The sequence below is a fragment of the Bradyrhizobium sp. B120 genome, assembly GCF_049075665.1.
In the GTDB taxonomy this organism is placed as follows: Bacteria; Pseudomonadota; Alphaproteobacteria; order Rhizobiales; family Xanthobacteraceae; genus Bradyrhizobium.
On sequence record NZ_CP185242.1, the window covers coordinates 8,740,647 to 8,756,221 of the forward strand.

Here is a 15,575-nt window from a genome sequence, read left to right on the forward strand (position 1 = left end):
CCTTGACCAGCCATCGCGCTTACTGTCGATCGCCAATCTATGCGTGGAGTTCGACCACGAGGAGGTTTGACGAGGCCGGTTCGGAGGTGACTTATGGACAGCGCGACGTAACGAACGGCCAGACGGAGCGCCGTCCTGCCCGCACGGCCTTCACATCGGCGAAGAGACCCGGAAGTCGGAGGGGCTCTTACCGGTCCAGCGGATAAACGCATGCCGGAAGTTGGCGGCGTCGCTATAGCCCAGCCGGTTCGCGATCTCCTCATTGGTCATCGCGGTCTTGCGCAGATACTCGATCGCAAGCCGCGTCCGCACCTCGGCGAGCAGCTCACGATACGATGTATCTTCCGCTTCGAGCCTCCGCCGCAGCGCGCGAGGATGCATCGAAAGCCTCTCGGCGATCGCCTCGATGTTCGGATACCTGCCGGGCTGCTCGATCAGCACCCGCCTGACATCGGCAGCGATCCCGCCCGCATGATTGACCTCGGACAACACCTGCTCGCACATCTCGCGCGCCATTCCATGGGTGCGAGAATCCGCTAGCGCCACCGGCCCGTCGGCCTGCGACAGCTGGTACCTGTATTCGTTGCCGCGCTGGCGAAACAACACCGGACAGTCAAAGATCACCTGGTAGGCGCGCGCATGCGCCGGTTCGCCATAGGCGAGGGAAATCTGCGAGAAGCGAAATGACTCGCCCGCCAGGTCCTTCATCGTTGTCAAATGCGACGAAAGGGCGAACTCGGCCGCAAAGCGATGCACGTCCTGCGTCGGATTCGGCCAATGCAACGGCTCGAACGCACAGACGACCGCCGCGCCGTCATACGAGTATTTCGCATCGCACAGCGGGCCAACGACCCGAAGGTATCGATTGGCGAAGGCGCGCGCATCGTCATAGGTCGCGCTGCTCAGCAATGCATATCCGTACATTCCGTGCGCCGTCACCCGCATGCGCTGTCCGGCTAGGAGTGCGACGGTCGGTTCGTTCGACAGCCGCAATGCATTGCGAACCACGATGTCGATCTGCCGGTACGAGATCCGCGTCGTGTGGGCTTCGAGCTGATCCTCGGTCAAGCCGGTGCCCGCCAGCGCCACGGACGATCGAACCTGTTGCCTGCCGAGCTCGGCGATGATGGCAGCGATCAACTGCGCCGAATACACATGCTGGTCGAAATCCGGCGGCAATTGACATTCCGGCACGGCGTCTCGCAGGCGCCTTCCAGCGCTCATGTTCGTCTTCCTCCCTGGGCCTAAAGTCTTGCTCAAATCGAAATCATTCGCAATGCTGGCGGCAGCTGGCCGGCTACCCCTATCCCCAGCAACGGGCAGTGCACTCGCGGGTCGTCTGGTCGTATCCAGCGATGCCGAATTCGGTGGCGAGGTATTTCGTCGGCGCCGCCGTGCGTCTGGTCAGCACTCCACGACATTCACCGCGAGCCCGCCCAGCGACGTCTCCTTGTATTTGGACTTCATGTCCTCGCCGGTCTGCAGCATCGTCTTGATGACGGCATCAAGCGAGACATAGTGCTTGCCGTCGCCACGCAGTGCCATTCGGGCGGCGTTGATGGCCTTGACGGCCCCCATCGCATTGCGCTCGATGCAAGGGATCTGCACGAGGCCCCCAACCGGATCGCAGGTAAGACCGAGATTGTGCTCCATCCCGATCTCGGCGGCGTTCTCGACCTGGGCCGGCGCACCGCCGAGCACGGCCGTCAGGCCGCCTGCGGCCATCGAGCAGGCGACGCCGACCTCGCCCTGACAGCCGACTTCCGCGCCGGAGATCGAGGCATTCGCCTTGTAGAGCATGCCGATCGCAGCCGCGGTGAGCAGGAAGGTGACGACGCCGTCGTCGGTCGCGCCCGGACAGAACTTGACGTAGTAGTGCAGCACGGCCGGGATCACGCCGGCGGCGCCGTTGGTCGGCGCGGTCACGATCCGTCCACGCGCGGCATTCTCCTCGTTCACCGCCATCGCGAAGGCGTTGACCCAATCCATCGCCGCCAGCGGATCGACGCTCTCGGTGTCGCTGTTGCGGGCCGACAGTTCGCGATAGAGCGCCGGCGCGCGACGGCGAATGTTCAGCGGCCCAGGCAGCGGTTCAGCCGCGCCTGCATTGTCGATCCCGAAGCCGCGGTCGACACATTGCTTCATCGTCTCCCAGATCTTCAGGAGGCCGGCACGGACGTCAGCGTCGGTGCGATGCACGCACTCATTGGCCAGCACCATGTCGGCGATCGAGCGCCCGCTCGACTGCGCGCGTGCGACCAGCTCGGCGCCGGTTCCGAACGGATACGGCCAAACCGGAAGCTCGCCGCCTGCGCCGCCAGCCACGTCGCCCAAGCCACGTTCGATCACGAACCCGCCGCCGATCGAGAAGTAATAGCGCTCCGCCAGCAGACTGCCGTCGGCCGTGAGCGCCACAAGACGAATCCCGTTGGGGTGTTCCGGCAGCGCGCTGTCGGGTAGAAAGATGATATCGCGCCCGCGTCGGAACGGGACCGGGTGAACATTGAGCAGCCGCAACTCGCCGGAGCGCCGGATATCCGCAAGCTGTGGCGCTACCTGGGCCGGATCGACCGTATCGGGCTTTTCGCCGAGCAGGCCGAGGATCACGCCGAGATCGGTCGCATGCCCTCGCCCGGTCGCGCCCAGCGAGCCGTAGAGGTCGGCACGGACCTGTGCCGTGCTCGAAAGCAGGCCATCGCGCTCGAGCGCGCGGACGAATTGCCCGGCCGCGCGCATCGGCCCCACCGTATGCGAACTCGAGGGACCGATGCCGATCTTGAATATGTCGAAGACCGAAAGCATCAGGCAGCAGGCAGTTGTTGCTTTACCAGCTCGACCCAATAGGCGGCGCCGAGCGGCAGGATGGCGTCATTGAAATCGTAGTATGGATTGTGCAACGGCGGATCATTGACGGTCTCGCCCGCGCCGATGCAGATGTAAGCGCCCGGACACTCTTGCAACATGAAGGCGAAATCCTCCGATCCCATCGCCGGCTTGATGTCGGTTTGCACCTGTTCGACACCGACGAGGTTTGCGGCTGCCGACGCGGCGGCATCGGTTTCCGCGGGCGTGTTGATCACCCCCGGATAACCTCGCATGTAGCTCAGATCGATCTTTGCGCCATGGGTTTGCGCCACGCCGGCGCAGACCTGCTTCATGGCGGCCTCGACCTGATCCTGTATCTCGGCGTCCAGCGTTCTCACCGTGCCGCGCAGTGTAACGGTTTCGGGCACCACGTTCCAGGTGTCGCCGCCATGGATCTGGGTGACGCTCACGACAGCGGCGTCCATTGCGCCGATGCGGCGGCTCACGATGCCTTGCAGCGCGGAGACGAGATCAGCCGACACCAGGATCGGGTCGATGCCCTTCTCCGGCGTCGCGGCATGACAACCGCTCCCGGTCACGACGATCTCGAAGGTATCGAGAAAGGCCGTCGCGATGCCGGTCCGGATCGCGAATTTTCCGCGCGGGATATTCGGAATGTTGTGCATCCCGTAGACCGCGTCGGCCGGAAACATCTTGAACAACCCGTCCTCGACCATCTTCTTGCCGCCGCCTTCATTCTCCTCGGCGGGCTGGAAAACGAAATGGACCGTGCCGCGGAACGGCCGGTGACGGGCGAGCTGCACGGCAGCTCCGAGCAGCATTGTGGTGTGGCCATCATGGCCACAGCCGTGCATCTTGCCGGCGCGGGTTGACTTGTGGACGCGGCCCCCGAGTTCCTGGAGATCAAGCGCGTCCATGTCGGCGCGCAGCGCGATCGTCGGGCCTTCGCCATTCTTCAGCGTTCCGACCACGCCGGTTCCGCCGAGGCCGCGATGGATCGGGATCTGCATCTCCATCAGCGCATCGGCCACGAGCTGGGCAGTGCGGTGCTCCTGGAACGCGGTTTCCGGGTTGGCATGGATATCATGACGCCAATCCAGCATCCGGGCACAGATATCGTCGGCGATTCCAAACTTCTTTGACATGCGTTGGTCCACCTGTTCGTTGGTTAGCGATGGAAAAATTCGGCGATCAATGTCGCACCGAGGAACGTGCCCGAAGCGGCCGTCAGCGAGACCACCACGATACGCCAGCTCAGCTTCCTGAAGATCGGAAGATCCTTGGCGACCGAGAAGCCGGCGAGCGTCAGCACGGGGGTCGTGAAAGCCAGGAAGTTCAGCTTGTCGACCGAGCCGATCATCGCGTTGGAGAACGGCAGCAGGCCGGGAATGCCGAGCACGGTGGTGACCACGACCAGGATGAGGATGTGCGGCACCTTCGACAGCAGACGGGCCAGGACGTCGACCAGCAGCACGACCGCGAGCACGACCAGGAGGCCTGCGCCCGATCCCAGCAGCGGAACCTTGTAGGTTAGCGAATTGCCGATCAGGACGCCGCCCGCAACGGTAATCCAGGCGAGCAGCGAGTCGGAGAAGCCGAACGTTGCGTGCTTTGTCTCGCCGGCGCTGGCGATCGAGGGCCCGAGGTTTCCCGACGAGAAGTTCGAGAACCGGCCGAGCACGGGCTCCAGCCTGTCATACAGCCAGGAGCACACCGGCAGCGAGAAGAACAAGGCGAAATAGAAGCCGAGAACGGCGGTCATCAGGTTCGCCGCCGAGGCGATCGCAATCAGCTCCTTCGCCATCTCGGGCGGATTGTGGCCGTTGATGGTGCCGATCGCGGCCGCCATCATGCTGCCCGAGCCGACGCCGGCGCCCATCGCAAGCGACCGCGGATCGAAGATGTGCAGGCTGGCGACAAAGCCGGCCAATAGCGCGATGAACAGCGCGCCGAGCACGGTGCCGGTGATGTACTCGGCCAGCACGCCGCGCCCTTCGGCGGAGTTCATGCCGTATTTCTCGCCGATGATCACCATGTTGCCTTCACGGCCGATCGAGAAGGTCGCGCCGACCGCTTCGCGTTTGACCCCGAGCAGGAGCGCAATCGGCAGGCCGAGGACGAGCGTGCCGAAGGTGTGCCCAAGCTCCTGGAAGATCAACGCCCAGCCGGCCTTCTGCACCTCCGGCAGCGCGCCGCCGACCGTGAAAGCCATCTTGATCACGAACAGCAGCAGGCCTGCGTTGAGCAATTGCCCCGCATAGGTCTGCAGGGCGGGCCCGATCCGCGCGGCGGCGGGCAGATAACGCGCCGAGAGGCCCCATGCGGCCGCAATCAGCAGCGCCCACACCATCGGTTGAAGCAGCACCTTGCCCGGTCCGATCTGGAACTGGACGATCCCGACCGTCTCGGCGACGGCGACGATGATCAGAACGGCAACGAACAGCGTGAGCTTGCCGGTGCTTGCGGGATTGACCGCCGGGGCGGCCAGGTCGGCGGAAGGCGAAGAGGTCGACGTCATGATGCTGGACACCTCCAGAAAATGATTGCGAGGCAATGCGGTGAACGGTGAACCAACTTGCCCGCGCAGCATCGGGGAGAAAGCATCTTGCATCAATGATCGTGTCGTCCCGTTTCTGTTGCATTTTTTGCAACACTGGCGGGACGAAGATCCAGCCTGCGAAAGCCGGCGTGACCGCGACCGTTGCCGTCATGGATGCGAACGGTGCGAGGACGGCGAAGCCGTTCCTCGGCTAGCCCCCCGTGCTAGTCGATCGCTCCGGACGAGCCGCCCGGTTCGAGCTTCTGCACATCCGCCACGTTGACGCCAAGCACGACGATGTCGTGCGTCTTGCCCTGAAGGTCTTTCACCTGGTCGCGCAACAGAGCCTCGGCGCGGAAGCCGAGTGCTTCGAAAATCGCGATCGCGCGGGTCTGGTCGGACGTCATCTGCACGGTCAGGCGTTCCAGGCCCATCGACAGTGCGAGGTCAAACGCCTCGTTGGATAGAGCCCGTCCGATGCCGGTGCCGCGCACATGCGAGGCGATCACGGTCCTGATCTCGCCGACATGGGCCGACCACGACATGGGATCCCGCACGATCGTGCCGCACCCCACAACGATGTCGTCCTTGACCACCAGCAGGCTGACGATCGAACCGCGCTCGATCTCCTTGATCCATGCCGAGAGCACCTTCGGCTCGCGGATATTCCGCGGCAGGAACAGCATGTCGTGCACGGCAAGCGCGTTGGCAAACTTCAGGACGGCGGCCTCGTCGGCAGGCCCCATCAACCGAAACTCGACGTCCCCGCTCTCGAAGTTGACGCGACGCGGATAGGATCGCATCTTGGTGTTCCTCATGCAGATCGTTCACTCAATCCGAAATCCAGACTTCGCCGCAACCACCTTGCAGGATCGCAGCGTGTTTCCCGCCTGTCCTGCACGCAGGAGCCAGATCAGGCAAGCCGGGTGTACCAATGTCCTAATATAACTCCTGAAACGGCCCGTTTGCACCTTTCCGTCCCGATATGAGCACATAAGCCTGGCGACAATGACATGAGCGCTTCCAACGGCAACCTCGAACGACCGCTGCACGAAATACTGCGAAGGCATGCCCGTGAGCGGCCGGAGAAACCGGCCTGCATCTGGTATGGCCGCGCCATCACGTTCCTCGAGCTCGACCGCGCGAGTGATGCATTCGCGGCGCGCCTGCAACAGCTCGGTGTCGCCAAGGGCGAGCCGGTCGCGTTGTTCATGAACAACTGCCCGCAATATCTGATGGCGCAATACGGCATCCAGAAGATCGGCGCCATTGCCTCGCCCTGCGGGGCGTTGAACAAGGAGCACGAGCTCGCCTACCAGCTCGACGATCTCGGCGCGCGCGTGATCGTCGCGGCCGAACCGCTATTGCCGATCGTAGCTCAGGTCCGCGACAAGACGAAGCTCGAGCATGTCTTCGTGGTCCGCTACCCGGACCTGCTGCCCGAGCGGCCGCCGATCGGCGTTCCGGATGAATTGCTCGCATCCGGCTCCGAGCCGGCTGCTACGGCCGGCGAAACTGAGGACTTCCTCTCCGTCGCTGCAAGCGGCGCGTCGCCCCGCGATGTCGCGATCGACATGAACGATACGGCGCTGATGATCTACACGTCAGGCAGCACGGGCCGGCCCAAGGGCGCGATGCTGTCCTATCGCAACGTCATGTTCAAGACGGCCGCGACCGTGAACTGCAACGGGATCGGCGCCGATGACGTGCTGCTCTCGATCGCGCCGCTGTATCACATCGCCGGCATGGTGATGGGCGTGAATGCACCGGTCTATGCCGGCGCGACGTCCGTGCTGCTGTACCGGTTCGATCCGCTCGTGACGGCACAGGCGATCGACCGCTATCAGGTGAGCTGGTGGTACAGCGTGGCGCCGATGAACGTCGCGATCACGCAGCTCCCGAACATTTCCGACTTCGCTCTGAGGAGCCTCCGCGTCAATCCGGTGACCAGTTTCGGTATCGACTGGACCGAAGCGCTTGCCAGGCAATGGCAGGCCGTCGCGTCGAACTGCGAGAGCTTCGAGGCGGCGTACGGGCTGACCGAGACCCACACGGTCGACACCTTCATGCCGCGCAACGCGATACGCTGGGGTACCCATGGCCAGCCGGTGCCCGGCAACGAGATCCGGATCGTCGATCCCGACTCCGGCGCAGACAAGCCCGCCGGCGTCCCGGGCGAAATCGTGATCCGCGGCCCGGGCGTATTCAAGGGCTACCGCAATCGTCCCGATGCGACCGCGGAGGCGCTGCGCAATGGCTGGCTGCGCACCGGCGACATGGGCCGCCTCGATGCCGAAGGCTATCTGACCTTCATGGGACGCTTCAAGGAGATGATCAAGGTCTCCGGCTACAGCGTCTTCCCGGAAGAGGTCGAATCGATTCTGAACAAGCACCCCGACGTGGCGGCGTCAGCCGTGATCGGCGCGCCCGACGCAACCAAGGGCGAGGTGGTCAAGGCCTTCATCGTCCTGGTCCCGCGTGCCGAACTGGACACCGTCCAGCTCGTGGCATGGGCGCGTCAGAACATGGCGCCTTACAAGGTACCGCGCGATGTCAGCTTCGTTACCGAGTTGCCGCGCTCACCGGCCGGCAAGCTGTTGCGGCGGTTGCTCAAGGACTGACGCTGCAGCGAACTTGCCCCGACCGACCGACGGCGCCAGCCGGAAATCCCGATCGGCCATGTCCCAAAATCACTCCCGATTTGGTCTGACAGCACCTTTTCGGGAATCGATGTCCATTGGACATGTCAGTTTTTGGATCCCCGGCGATTCATCGATCAAGAGCAAATTGCAGCCTGCGACATGTTCAGTCACGACAACGAATGCTCGAGCATCAAGTACCAGCGACGCATGAAACGGATGATCGAAGCGCTCGCAGGAGAACTGACGCTACAAGGCATTATCGGTCAGGGGACCACCACGGATCTGCGAGTGGACATCGTCAGCCTGGCCGAAACCGCACTCATGGCGTGCGACTTCGATAAGGTCGCGGACTGATGCGGCCACCTGAGCAGAAAAACCTACCAATTGAGCTACTGCCGGAATCTGGCGTTTCGCTACAACACGCCGTCGTGATGCACGAGCGGTTGTGGGTGCAAGGTCGCGTGTCACTCCGGCCGGCCGCTGCCCAAGAGTCCGGAATCCCACCCCGCAGCGGTTGCGCCGGCGTGATAGGTGGATTCGAGGAAGCTCAGCAGGTCTCGTTCGGGATCACCGGACTGGCGAAGGTCATCGTAGTCGAGCAGGAACTCGCCCATGCCGGCGTCCCAGCGGGCGGCGGCCGGAGCGACCTTGGCGTTCTCGATGCCTTTCGGCTGCGGGTACGTGAAGGAATAGAACGCGGGTCTTGGATAAGAGGCATCGCCCGACCACCACCCCATCTCGATCAACTCCGCATTCATCGCATTGCGCCTGATGAAGCCGATATCTTGCGCGGGTGTGACGGGCTTGCCGTTGTAGAACACCACGCGAATGTCCAGCGTCCCCCACATCAGGCCGATGGGTTGCGTCTTGCCCGTGAACCGGCCCTGAAAGATCTGGAGAACGCGTTGCGTGCTGAGGAGGATGCGCCACCACGCGTTGACCAGGTCGCGATCGTACGGGCGCTGCTCCTTGTCCTCATTGAACGGGATCGGACGGGATCGTTCCTGCGGCAAGAGATTGATTGAAGCGTCAATGCCGCCGCCACGAAGCTGACCGAGCAGAGCCTCGACGAGCGCGGCAACGGATGTTGGCCCCAGCGGCAATTGTCCCGATGCGCCCGAACTCGTGAGCCACTGCAGCTCGTGCGAGATGAAGTCCGCGCGGACCTCGTAGGCGCCACCGGCATAACGGATCGGGCCGGTGGTCAGCCCTCGCGCGCTGAGCCACAACGGCACCTCGGCCCACTGCGCCTGAAACGGTTCGGCCAGCTTGAGCTTGCCAACTGCCTGTAGCGCCATGTGGAGAAGATTTCGCGTGGGCTCGAAGGCCGGGCTGGAAAGCGCCGGCCAGAAATCGGAAGTGCGGCTGCCAGCAGTCATGGCGTGTCCTCACACACGGCAATTGGACGGCCTGGCAGCTGGCTCGATTCAGCGAAACCTACGCTGCCGTGCAGCCTGCTCCAATGCGCCGTTTCCAGTTAACGGTTCGCATCAAGGTTATCGCTTATAACCTTGTCGATCACCCCTTCATTGTGCTGAATGAACTCGTCCCGCGACATCCCGGAGGCCTGCCACAAGGCCTGAAGGCCGGCGTCCCTGTGTAGCCATTCGTTTCGGGTCTGATGGTCGATCTTATGCCGCCGCGCGTCCTGTGATCCGTGGGAGGCTTTGTCATGATCCTTGGACATTGAGGTTCCTCCTGTGTCGCTATCAATGACGTTCAACGTTGCGCTCTACCGGATTGTTCGAACCAACAGGCGTTTCCGATCCGCCAGAGCATCGAAAGTCTTGATCGCAAAGAATGTGCCAACTTGGGCACGGAAACAATGTCAATGGCTTGGAAGCGAGACGCCTGGCGACGACGGACATTTTGTCCGCGCGGTCGAGGACAGGCTGTCCCTCGGCGATGCCCTCACCTGCCCCGCGCAACGCTTTTGTGAGGCACGCGCTCGGCATCTTCATTGCGAATCTGTCCCGAGCCTAATCGGCGTCGTCGAGAGGCGGTCGGCTCGCATGAAAGCCGTGCGCGTCCGCGAACCGTAGCGCGTCGACGATCATAGCCTTCATGGCCTCGGGTCCGTCATCGTGTGTGATCTCATACTCCAGGAGGAACGAGGCAAACGCATCCTCGTCGATCTTGTCGAGCGCGTCAGCGAGTTCATTCATCGTCATATGGCACCTCCTGGACCTCGATCCCACTCGGATGCGCTTACTCAGTATATGCTGATGGCAACCTTCATATGATGGTCGAGGCGTTGCGCCATAGAAGGGAATCTCGCGGTAACTTGCCTGGTCAGATGTTCCGCCTACTTCAGCACATTGTCACGCGGCGCATCGACCGATCGGCCGAGGCGCAATACGACGCCAGGCCTCAGCCAAGATTTGACGGCAGCATGAGCATCGAGACTTCGCGCGCGCTTGATCACAATGCGGCCGGTGTCTAGCGGCCGATGTGCCCTCGAAGGATGGCGGCGACGCCATGCTGACCACCCGCCGGATCCCGACACCTCGTCGACAATGCCAGGGTCCGCCGCCTGGTCATTTTCGCGGGTCGTAGGAAATCGCGCGAGATCGCAATCTGGCGTGCAAAATCGAGCGGTGGCGGAGAGAGTGGGATTCGAACCCACGGTACGGTTTCCCGCACACACGCTTTCCAAGCGTGCGCCTTAAGCCACTCGGCCATCTCTCCGGGAGGCCTCTCTTGAAGGGCTGAGGCGGATTTTGCAAGGGAGCGCGGGGCCGGACCGCGAAATTTCCCCAATGGATTGAAAATATTGGGTAAATTGGCGGTGCCTGCGGCCTCATCCGGCGGCCTTGCTTGCAACCGCGCGCGATTTTGGCCGGGGGCTGGTCCGGGACTGGCGCAAATCAGGCCACGCAATCGATCGGCCGATCCTCGTCACGCCCAGTTGCTCAATTGCGCACCTCGGGGCATGCGACTTTGCCCCGAGCTTTTCTACCTTTGCCCGGGGCCCCTGGGTGCGATCCGCACCCGGCTTTCCCTGTGCCCTCCTTTCAAGAGAGGGCAAAGCAAGATGCAAACTCGGACAGATCATGTCGCGAGAACGCGAATGCATGGCCTGCCGACTGTGCCACAACTTCGGTGTCGTCCCTGCGAAAGCAGGGACCCATGACCACAGACGGTTCTCATTGAGGGATGCTGGAACGACGAGTCCCGTTCACTACACAGGCCGCCGAGTATGGGTCCCTGCTTTCGCAGGGACGACGCCCGGAATAAGCCGCGGCCTCTCGGCTCAAGCACGGGCGTCTCTGGAACACTGGATCACCCGCATGCGCGGGTGATGACACCGAGTGGCAGTTTGACATTTTGAATCGGAAGACCTCGATGCACGAGGACGGGCAAAGCAAGCGTGCCCATCCTCGCTGTGCGCCGGCGAACTCGTGCTCGCTCAGTGATATCGCGCGGCAAGATCCGCCGTGCGGCGCGGCCACAGGCTTGGTGGCTCCGGCAGCGCCGCGGCACCCGCACTGTGCGTATCCTGCAGCGCCTCGATGAAATCGGCGAACCATTGCTGGATGGTGCCGCTGTTGAGCTTCTCCATCATGGCTTCCCAGCGCATCCGCCGCTCGGTCAGCGGCATCGCGAGCGCCGTTGCCAAGGTGCGCGCCATGCCGTCGATGTCATGCGGATTGACCAGCAGCGCGGCGTCGAGCTCGTTCGCGGCACCGGCGAATTTCGACAGCACCAGCACGCCGGGGTCGGCCGGATTCTGGGCCGCGACATATTCCTTGGCGACAAGGTTCATGCCGTCCTGCAGCGGCGTCACCACGCCGACCTGCGCGGTGCGGTAGAGCCCTGCGAGCACGCCCTGGCCAAAACCCTTGTTGAGATAGCGGATCGGCGTCCAATCGACCTCGCCATGCACGCCGTTGACGTCGGTGACGAGCTTTGCGACCTCACTCGCGAGATTGCCATAGGCCTCGATCGCACCGCGCGACGGCGTTGCGATCTGCAGCAGCGACACCGAACGCTTCAGGTTCGGATGCAGCGTCCACATCTTGTCAAACGCCTTGATGCGGTTGACGAGGCCCTTGGAATAGTCGAGCCGGTCGACGCCGATCGCGAGCTTCTCGCCGTTGAGGCTGCGCCGCAGCCGTGTCACGTCGGGATGCATCATCGCCTTGGTCGCCTGCTGCGCGAATTTTCCGGGATCGATCCCGATCGGAAACACCGCAGCGCGGGTGCGCCCGAACGGCGAATTGATCACGCCGTCGCGCACCGCGAAATCGAGATCGTTCTGCACGTAGCTCAGGAAGTTCTCGCAATCCTCATCGGTCTGGAAACCGATCAGATCATAAGACAGCATCGCTTCGATCAGCTCGCGATGATTGGGCACGCCGGCGATCACCGCGCGCGCCGGCCACGGCGTATGCAGGAAGAAGCCGACCGGCTGCGTGACGCCGAGATCGCGCAGCTCCGCGCCGAGCGCAAGGAAGTGATAGTCCTGGATCCAGAACACGGAATCAGGCTTGCGGAAGCGCAGCAGCGCGCGCGCCATGAACGCATTCACTTCGCGATAGCTGTTATAGTCCTCGTGCGACGCGCGGATCAGGTCGGCGCGCGAATGCATCGCGGGCCACAACGCCGAATTGGCAAAGCCTTCGTAGTAGCCGCCATAGTGCGCGGCCGGCAGATCGAGCATCGCCAACGCGCCGGCGCCGAGAGCTTCGACCTCCGCAAAAGGTTCCTTCAAGTTCCCGTCGCGAACACGTCCGCTGGAACCAACCCATATTGCCCCTGTCTTTTCCACCACCGGCAACAACGCCGCAGCCAGCCCCCCCGTCATGGGTTCATTGGGTTTTCCGCGCGAGACGCGGTTCGATACGACGACGAGGTTCACCCGGTCCCCTCCTGTTGGTCAACTCGCGTATTAACAACCATTCATCAAGATGGTTCCTGATCAAGGAATCTCCCAATTGAAACCAAATTCTGACAAACGCGTATGGAACTCACGGGAACTCGCGAAAAAGAAAAATTCACGCGAGACGTACGCCACGACGCAAAACGACCGCATTCGGCAAATGCGCGGCGCGACGTGCGATGCAGATGATTTGGTTAGGACAGGTTGACGTTCCTATCGTCATCGAGCAGCTGCGCGAGGAAGGTGCGCACATCGCTAGGTCCGTCGAAATGTCCGGCGACGCCGGTCGCACGACGTCCGACGGAGAACGAAAGACCGTTGAAATCCGGCATGATCGCGAACACGGTCTCGTCGGTGACGTCGTCGCCGATGAAGAACGGGCGGCGTCCCTTGAAGGGTTCATGCGTCATCAGCTCGCGCACGCCGGTCGCCTTGGTGAAGCCCGAATGCTTGATCTCGCAGACGCTCTTGCCCGGCAACACCTCGATCGGCGCAGTCGGCAGCTCGGCGCGGATCAGCGAGACCGCTTCATAGATCGCCCTCTCCGCGTGCGGCGCCAGCCGATAGTGCAGCGCCAGCGAATAGCCCTTGTCCTCGAGCAGAATGCCGGGGCTGAGCTTGGCGATCGCCGCGAGGCGGCGTTTCAATTCCTTGTCCAGCGGCGGCGCGTGCGCCGCGACCGCCTCGCTGTCCGGCTGCAGCCGCATCTCGGCGCCGTGGCCGCCGACCGCGGGAAACTGCTCGGGCGCGAAGATCAGATCGATATCGTTGAGCGAGCGGCCGCTGACCAGCGCCAGCGCGCCGCCGGTGCGATCATGCAATTGCTTCAACGTGGTCGCGAGCTCCGGCGGCACCCAGACCTCGCGCGGCGTCGGCGCGAAATCGAGCAAGGTGCCGTCGATGTCGAGCAGCACCGCGGTGCGATCCAGCGGGAGAATCAGCGATGCCGGCGCCGGCATGCCGCCGGTCCTAGCATCGGGGGTGATGTCGTCATCCAGGGGCATTTCGGCCAATTCATGCTTCGTCATAGTCTACTCCACAAATGCCAACGGCCGCGCCACAGATTCGAGCGGTTTTCGCTCGGCCGCGACGGCATAGCGCCATGCGACGGCAGCGGCGACCATCATGAGTGCCGACCCCAGCAGGTAGCCGGCGAAGACGCTGTTGCGCGATCCGGTGTCGATCAGCACGCCGAACAGCGCCGGTCCGATCACGCCGCCGATGCCGGTGCCGACAGCATAGAAGACGGCGATCGCGAGCGCGCGGACCTCCAGCGGAAACGTCTCGCTGACGGTGAGATAGGCGGCGCTCGCCGCCGGCGAGGCGAAGAAGAAGATCACCATCCAGGCGATGGTCTGGGTCTGCGCGCTGAGCACGCCGATCGAGAACAGATAGCCTGATAGCGCCAGCAGCACGCCCGAGATGCCATAGGTCAGCGCGATCATGGTGCGGCGGCCCAGCGTGTCGAACAGGCGGCCCAGCAGCAGCGGCCCAAGGAAGTTGCCGGCGGCGAAGGGCAGGATGTACCAGCCGACATTGCTGGCGGCGATGCCGAAGAAATCGGTCAGGATCAGCGCGAAGGTGAAGAAGATCGCGTTGTAGAAGAATGCCTGCGCGGCCATCAGCGTCAGCCCGACCAGCGAGCGCTGCCGGTAGGTGGAGAACAGCGTCACGGCAACCTCGCGCAGCGGCGTGTGATCGCGCATCCGGAGCCTGATCTTCTCAAAGCCTTCGCCCGGCTGTTCATGACCGAGCACGGAGGTTTCGATACCAGCGACGATCCTGTGGGCCTCTTCGGGGCGTCCATGGATCATCAGCCAGCGCGGGCTTTCCGGAATCCACATCCGCATCAACAGCACGACGAGGCCGAGCACCGCGCCGGTGAAATAGGCGATCCGCCAGCCGTGATCCGGCGCAAGCAACGCAGGATCGAGCAGGACGATGGCGCTCACCGCACCGATCGCAGCGCCGATCCAGAAGCTGCCGTTGATGACGAGATCGGTCCAGCCGCGATAGCGCGCCGGCACCAGTTCCTGGATGGTCGAATTGATCGCAGTGTATTCGCCGCCGATGCCGGCGCCGGTGAGAAAGCGAAACAGCGCGTAGCTCGCGACGTTCCACGACAGCGCGGTCGCGGCCGTCGCCGAGAGATAGAGCGCGAGCGTGATGAAGAACAGCTTCTTGCGGCCGATCCGGTCGGTGAGCCAGCCGAAGCCCAGCGCGCCGAGCACCGCGCCGGCGAGATAGGCGCTGCTGGCAAGCCCGACATCGGCGTTGGAAAAGCTCATCGTCGGGCTCTCCTTCAGCGCGCCTGACAAAGCACCGGCAAGCGTCACTTCGAGCCCGTCGAGAATCCAGGTGATGCCGAGCGCCAGCACGACGCGGGTGTGGAAGCCGCTCCAGCTGAGATTGTCGAGCCGAACCGGGATCGAGGTCTCGATGATACGGTCGTCATTTGGCGTGACTGGAGCCGCCGCCGCGTGCGTCGTCGCAGAGCTCAATTGTGTCCGCTGCAGTGTCATCAGAATGGACCAATGAGAAACGCCCCGGAACGCTGTGTTCCAAGGCTCTCCCTCCCAGGATTGCGGCAAACGGAGTGCCCGCCACGCGACGTCAACGCCGCAGGCAGTCAGGGGTTCCCGTAATGCGGGAGAGCGAGGGAAGGCGCTAGATCGCTAAAAGCAGT

The 15,575-nt window shown here is 63.2% G+C and carries 13 protein-coding genes and 1 tRNA gene; 2 read left to right on the forward strand and 12 right to left on the reverse strand.

Annotated features, from left to right (window positions below):
* Positions 1-150: 150 nt before the first annotated feature.
* The 5 genes from ACOIX3_RS40545 to ACOIX3_RS40565 all read right to left on the reverse strand — a co-directional run bounded on the left by ACOIX3_RS40545 (position 151) and on the right by ACOIX3_RS40565 (position 6,183).
* Positions 151-1,224, reverse strand: coding sequence for an AraC family transcriptional regulator (locus tag ACOIX3_RS40545; RefSeq protein WP_420967582.1), 1,074 nt, complete (start codon positions 1,222-1,224; stop codon positions 151-153).
* A 180-nt stretch (positions 1,225-1,404) separates the two neighbouring features.
* Positions 1,405-2,805 carry an L-serine ammonia-lyase gene (locus tag ACOIX3_RS40550; RefSeq protein WP_420971920.1) on the reverse strand — a complete coding sequence of 467 codons (1,401 nt, stop codon included), beginning with the start codon at positions 2,803-2,805 and terminating at the stop codon, positions 1,405-1,407.
* Entirely contained in the window at positions 2,802-3,971 is a 1,170-nt protein-coding gene (locus ACOIX3_RS40555; RefSeq protein WP_420967583.1) for a M20 aminoacylase family protein, read from the reverse strand. Before ACOIX3_RS40555 ends, ACOIX3_RS40550 begins: the two co-directional genes overlap by 4 nt.
* A 23-nt stretch (positions 3,972-3,994) precedes the next feature.
* Positions 3,995-5,344 carry a DUF3100 domain-containing protein gene (locus ACOIX3_RS40560; protein ID WP_420967584.1) on the reverse strand — a complete coding sequence of 450 codons (1,350 nt, stop codon included), beginning with the start codon at positions 5,342-5,344 and terminating at the stop codon, positions 3,995-3,997.
* Between the two features lie 245 nt (positions 5,345-5,589).
* Positions 5,590-6,183, reverse strand: a complete 594-nt coding sequence (locus tag ACOIX3_RS40565; RefSeq protein ID WP_420967585.1) for a GNAT family N-acetyltransferase — start codon at positions 6,181-6,183, stop codon at positions 5,590-5,592.
* A gap of 195 nt (positions 6,184-6,378) precedes the next feature.
* Between ACOIX3_RS40565 and ACOIX3_RS40570 the strand changes: the two genes are divergently transcribed.
* Positions 6,379-7,986, forward strand: a complete 1,608-nt coding sequence (locus ACOIX3_RS40570; RefSeq protein WP_420967586.1) for an AMP-binding protein — start codon at positions 6,379-6,381, stop codon at positions 7,984-7,986.
* A 180-nt stretch (positions 7,987-8,166) separates the two neighbouring features.
* Entirely contained in the window at positions 8,167-8,361 is a 195-nt protein-coding gene (locus ACOIX3_RS40575) for a hypothetical protein (RefSeq protein ID WP_420967587.1), read from the forward strand.
* A 110-nt stretch (positions 8,362-8,471) separates the two neighbouring features.
* Here ACOIX3_RS40575 and ACOIX3_RS40580 read toward each other — a convergent pair whose 3' ends face one another.
* The 7 genes from ACOIX3_RS40580 to ACOIX3_RS40610 form a co-directional block, all read right to left on the reverse strand.
* On the reverse strand, positions 8,472-9,386 hold the full coding sequence (locus tag ACOIX3_RS40580; RefSeq protein WP_420967588.1) for a DUF5996 family protein: 915 nt from the start codon (positions 9,384-9,386) through the stop codon (positions 8,472-8,474).
* Between the two features lie 98 nt (positions 9,387-9,484).
* On the reverse strand, positions 9,485-9,694 hold the full coding sequence (locus tag ACOIX3_RS40585; RefSeq protein ID WP_212316660.1) for a hypothetical protein: 210 nt from the start codon (positions 9,692-9,694) through the stop codon (positions 9,485-9,487).
* Between the two features lie 292 nt (positions 9,695-9,986).
* Positions 9,987-10,178: a hypothetical protein gene (locus tag ACOIX3_RS40590; protein ID WP_420967589.1), complete on the reverse strand. Its 192-nt coding sequence runs from the start codon at positions 10,176-10,178 to the stop codon at positions 9,987-9,989.
* 427 nt (positions 10,179-10,605) lie between these two features.
* Positions 10,606-10,695, reverse strand: a tRNA-Ser gene (locus tag ACOIX3_RS40595).
* A gap of 721 nt (positions 10,696-11,416) precedes the next feature.
* Entirely contained in the window at positions 11,417-12,868 is a 1,452-nt protein-coding gene (locus ACOIX3_RS40600; protein WP_420967590.1) for a trehalose-6-phosphate synthase, read from the reverse strand.
* A gap of 215 nt (positions 12,869-13,083) precedes the next feature.
* Positions 13,084-13,917 (reverse strand): trehalose-phosphatase, encoded by an 834-nt coding sequence (gene otsB, locus ACOIX3_RS40605; protein ID WP_420967591.1) that lies wholly within the window; start codon positions 13,915-13,917, stop codon positions 13,084-13,086.
* 3 nt (positions 13,918-13,920) lie between these two features.
* Entirely contained in the window at positions 13,921-15,411 is a 1,491-nt protein-coding gene (locus ACOIX3_RS40610) for an MFS transporter (RefSeq protein WP_420967592.1), read from the reverse strand.
* Positions 15,412-15,575: the final 164 nt, after the last annotated feature.

Excerpts from the sequence above, each read along its gene's own strand:
- ACOIX3_RS40570 (WP_420967586.1), top strand. The coding sequence starts at position 6,379 with ATGAGCGCTTCCAACGGCAACCTCGAACGACCGCTGCACGAAATACTG.
- ACOIX3_RS40590 (WP_420967589.1), bottom strand. The coding sequence starts at position 10,178 with ATGACGATGAATGAACTCGCTGACGCGCTCGACAAGATCGACGAGGAT.
- otsB (WP_420967591.1), bottom strand. The coding sequence starts at position 13,917 with ATGACGAAGCATGAATTGGCCGAAATGCCCCTGGATGACGACATCACC.
- ACOIX3_RS40610 (WP_420967592.1), bottom strand. The coding sequence starts at position 15,411 with ATGACACTGCAGCGGACACAATTGAGCTCTGCGACGACGCACGCGGCG.
- ACOIX3_RS40565 (WP_420967585.1), bottom strand. The coding sequence starts at position 6,183 with ATGAGGAACACCAAGATGCGATCCTATCCGCGTCGCGTCAACTTCGAG.
- ACOIX3_RS40555 (WP_420967583.1), bottom strand. The coding sequence starts at position 3,971 with ATGTCAAAGAAGTTTGGAATCGCCGACGATATCTGTGCCCGGATGCTG.
- ACOIX3_RS40580 (WP_420967588.1), bottom strand. The coding sequence starts at position 9,386 with ATGACTGCTGGCAGCCGCACTTCCGATTTCTGGCCGGCGCTTTCCAGC.
- ACOIX3_RS40560 (WP_420967584.1), bottom strand. The coding sequence starts at position 5,344 with ATGACGTCGACCTCTTCGCCTTCCGCCGACCTGGCCGCCCCGGCGGTC.
- ACOIX3_RS40575 (WP_420967587.1), top strand. The coding sequence starts at position 8,167 with ATGTTCAGTCACGACAACGAATGCTCGAGCATCAAGTACCAGCGACGC.
- ACOIX3_RS40545 (WP_420967582.1), bottom strand. The coding sequence starts at position 1,224 with ATGAGCGCTGGAAGGCGCCTGCGAGACGCCGTGCCGGAATGTCAATTG.
- ACOIX3_RS40585 (WP_212316660.1), bottom strand. The coding sequence starts at position 9,694 with ATGTCCAAGGATCATGACAAAGCCTCCCACGGATCACAGGACGCGCGG.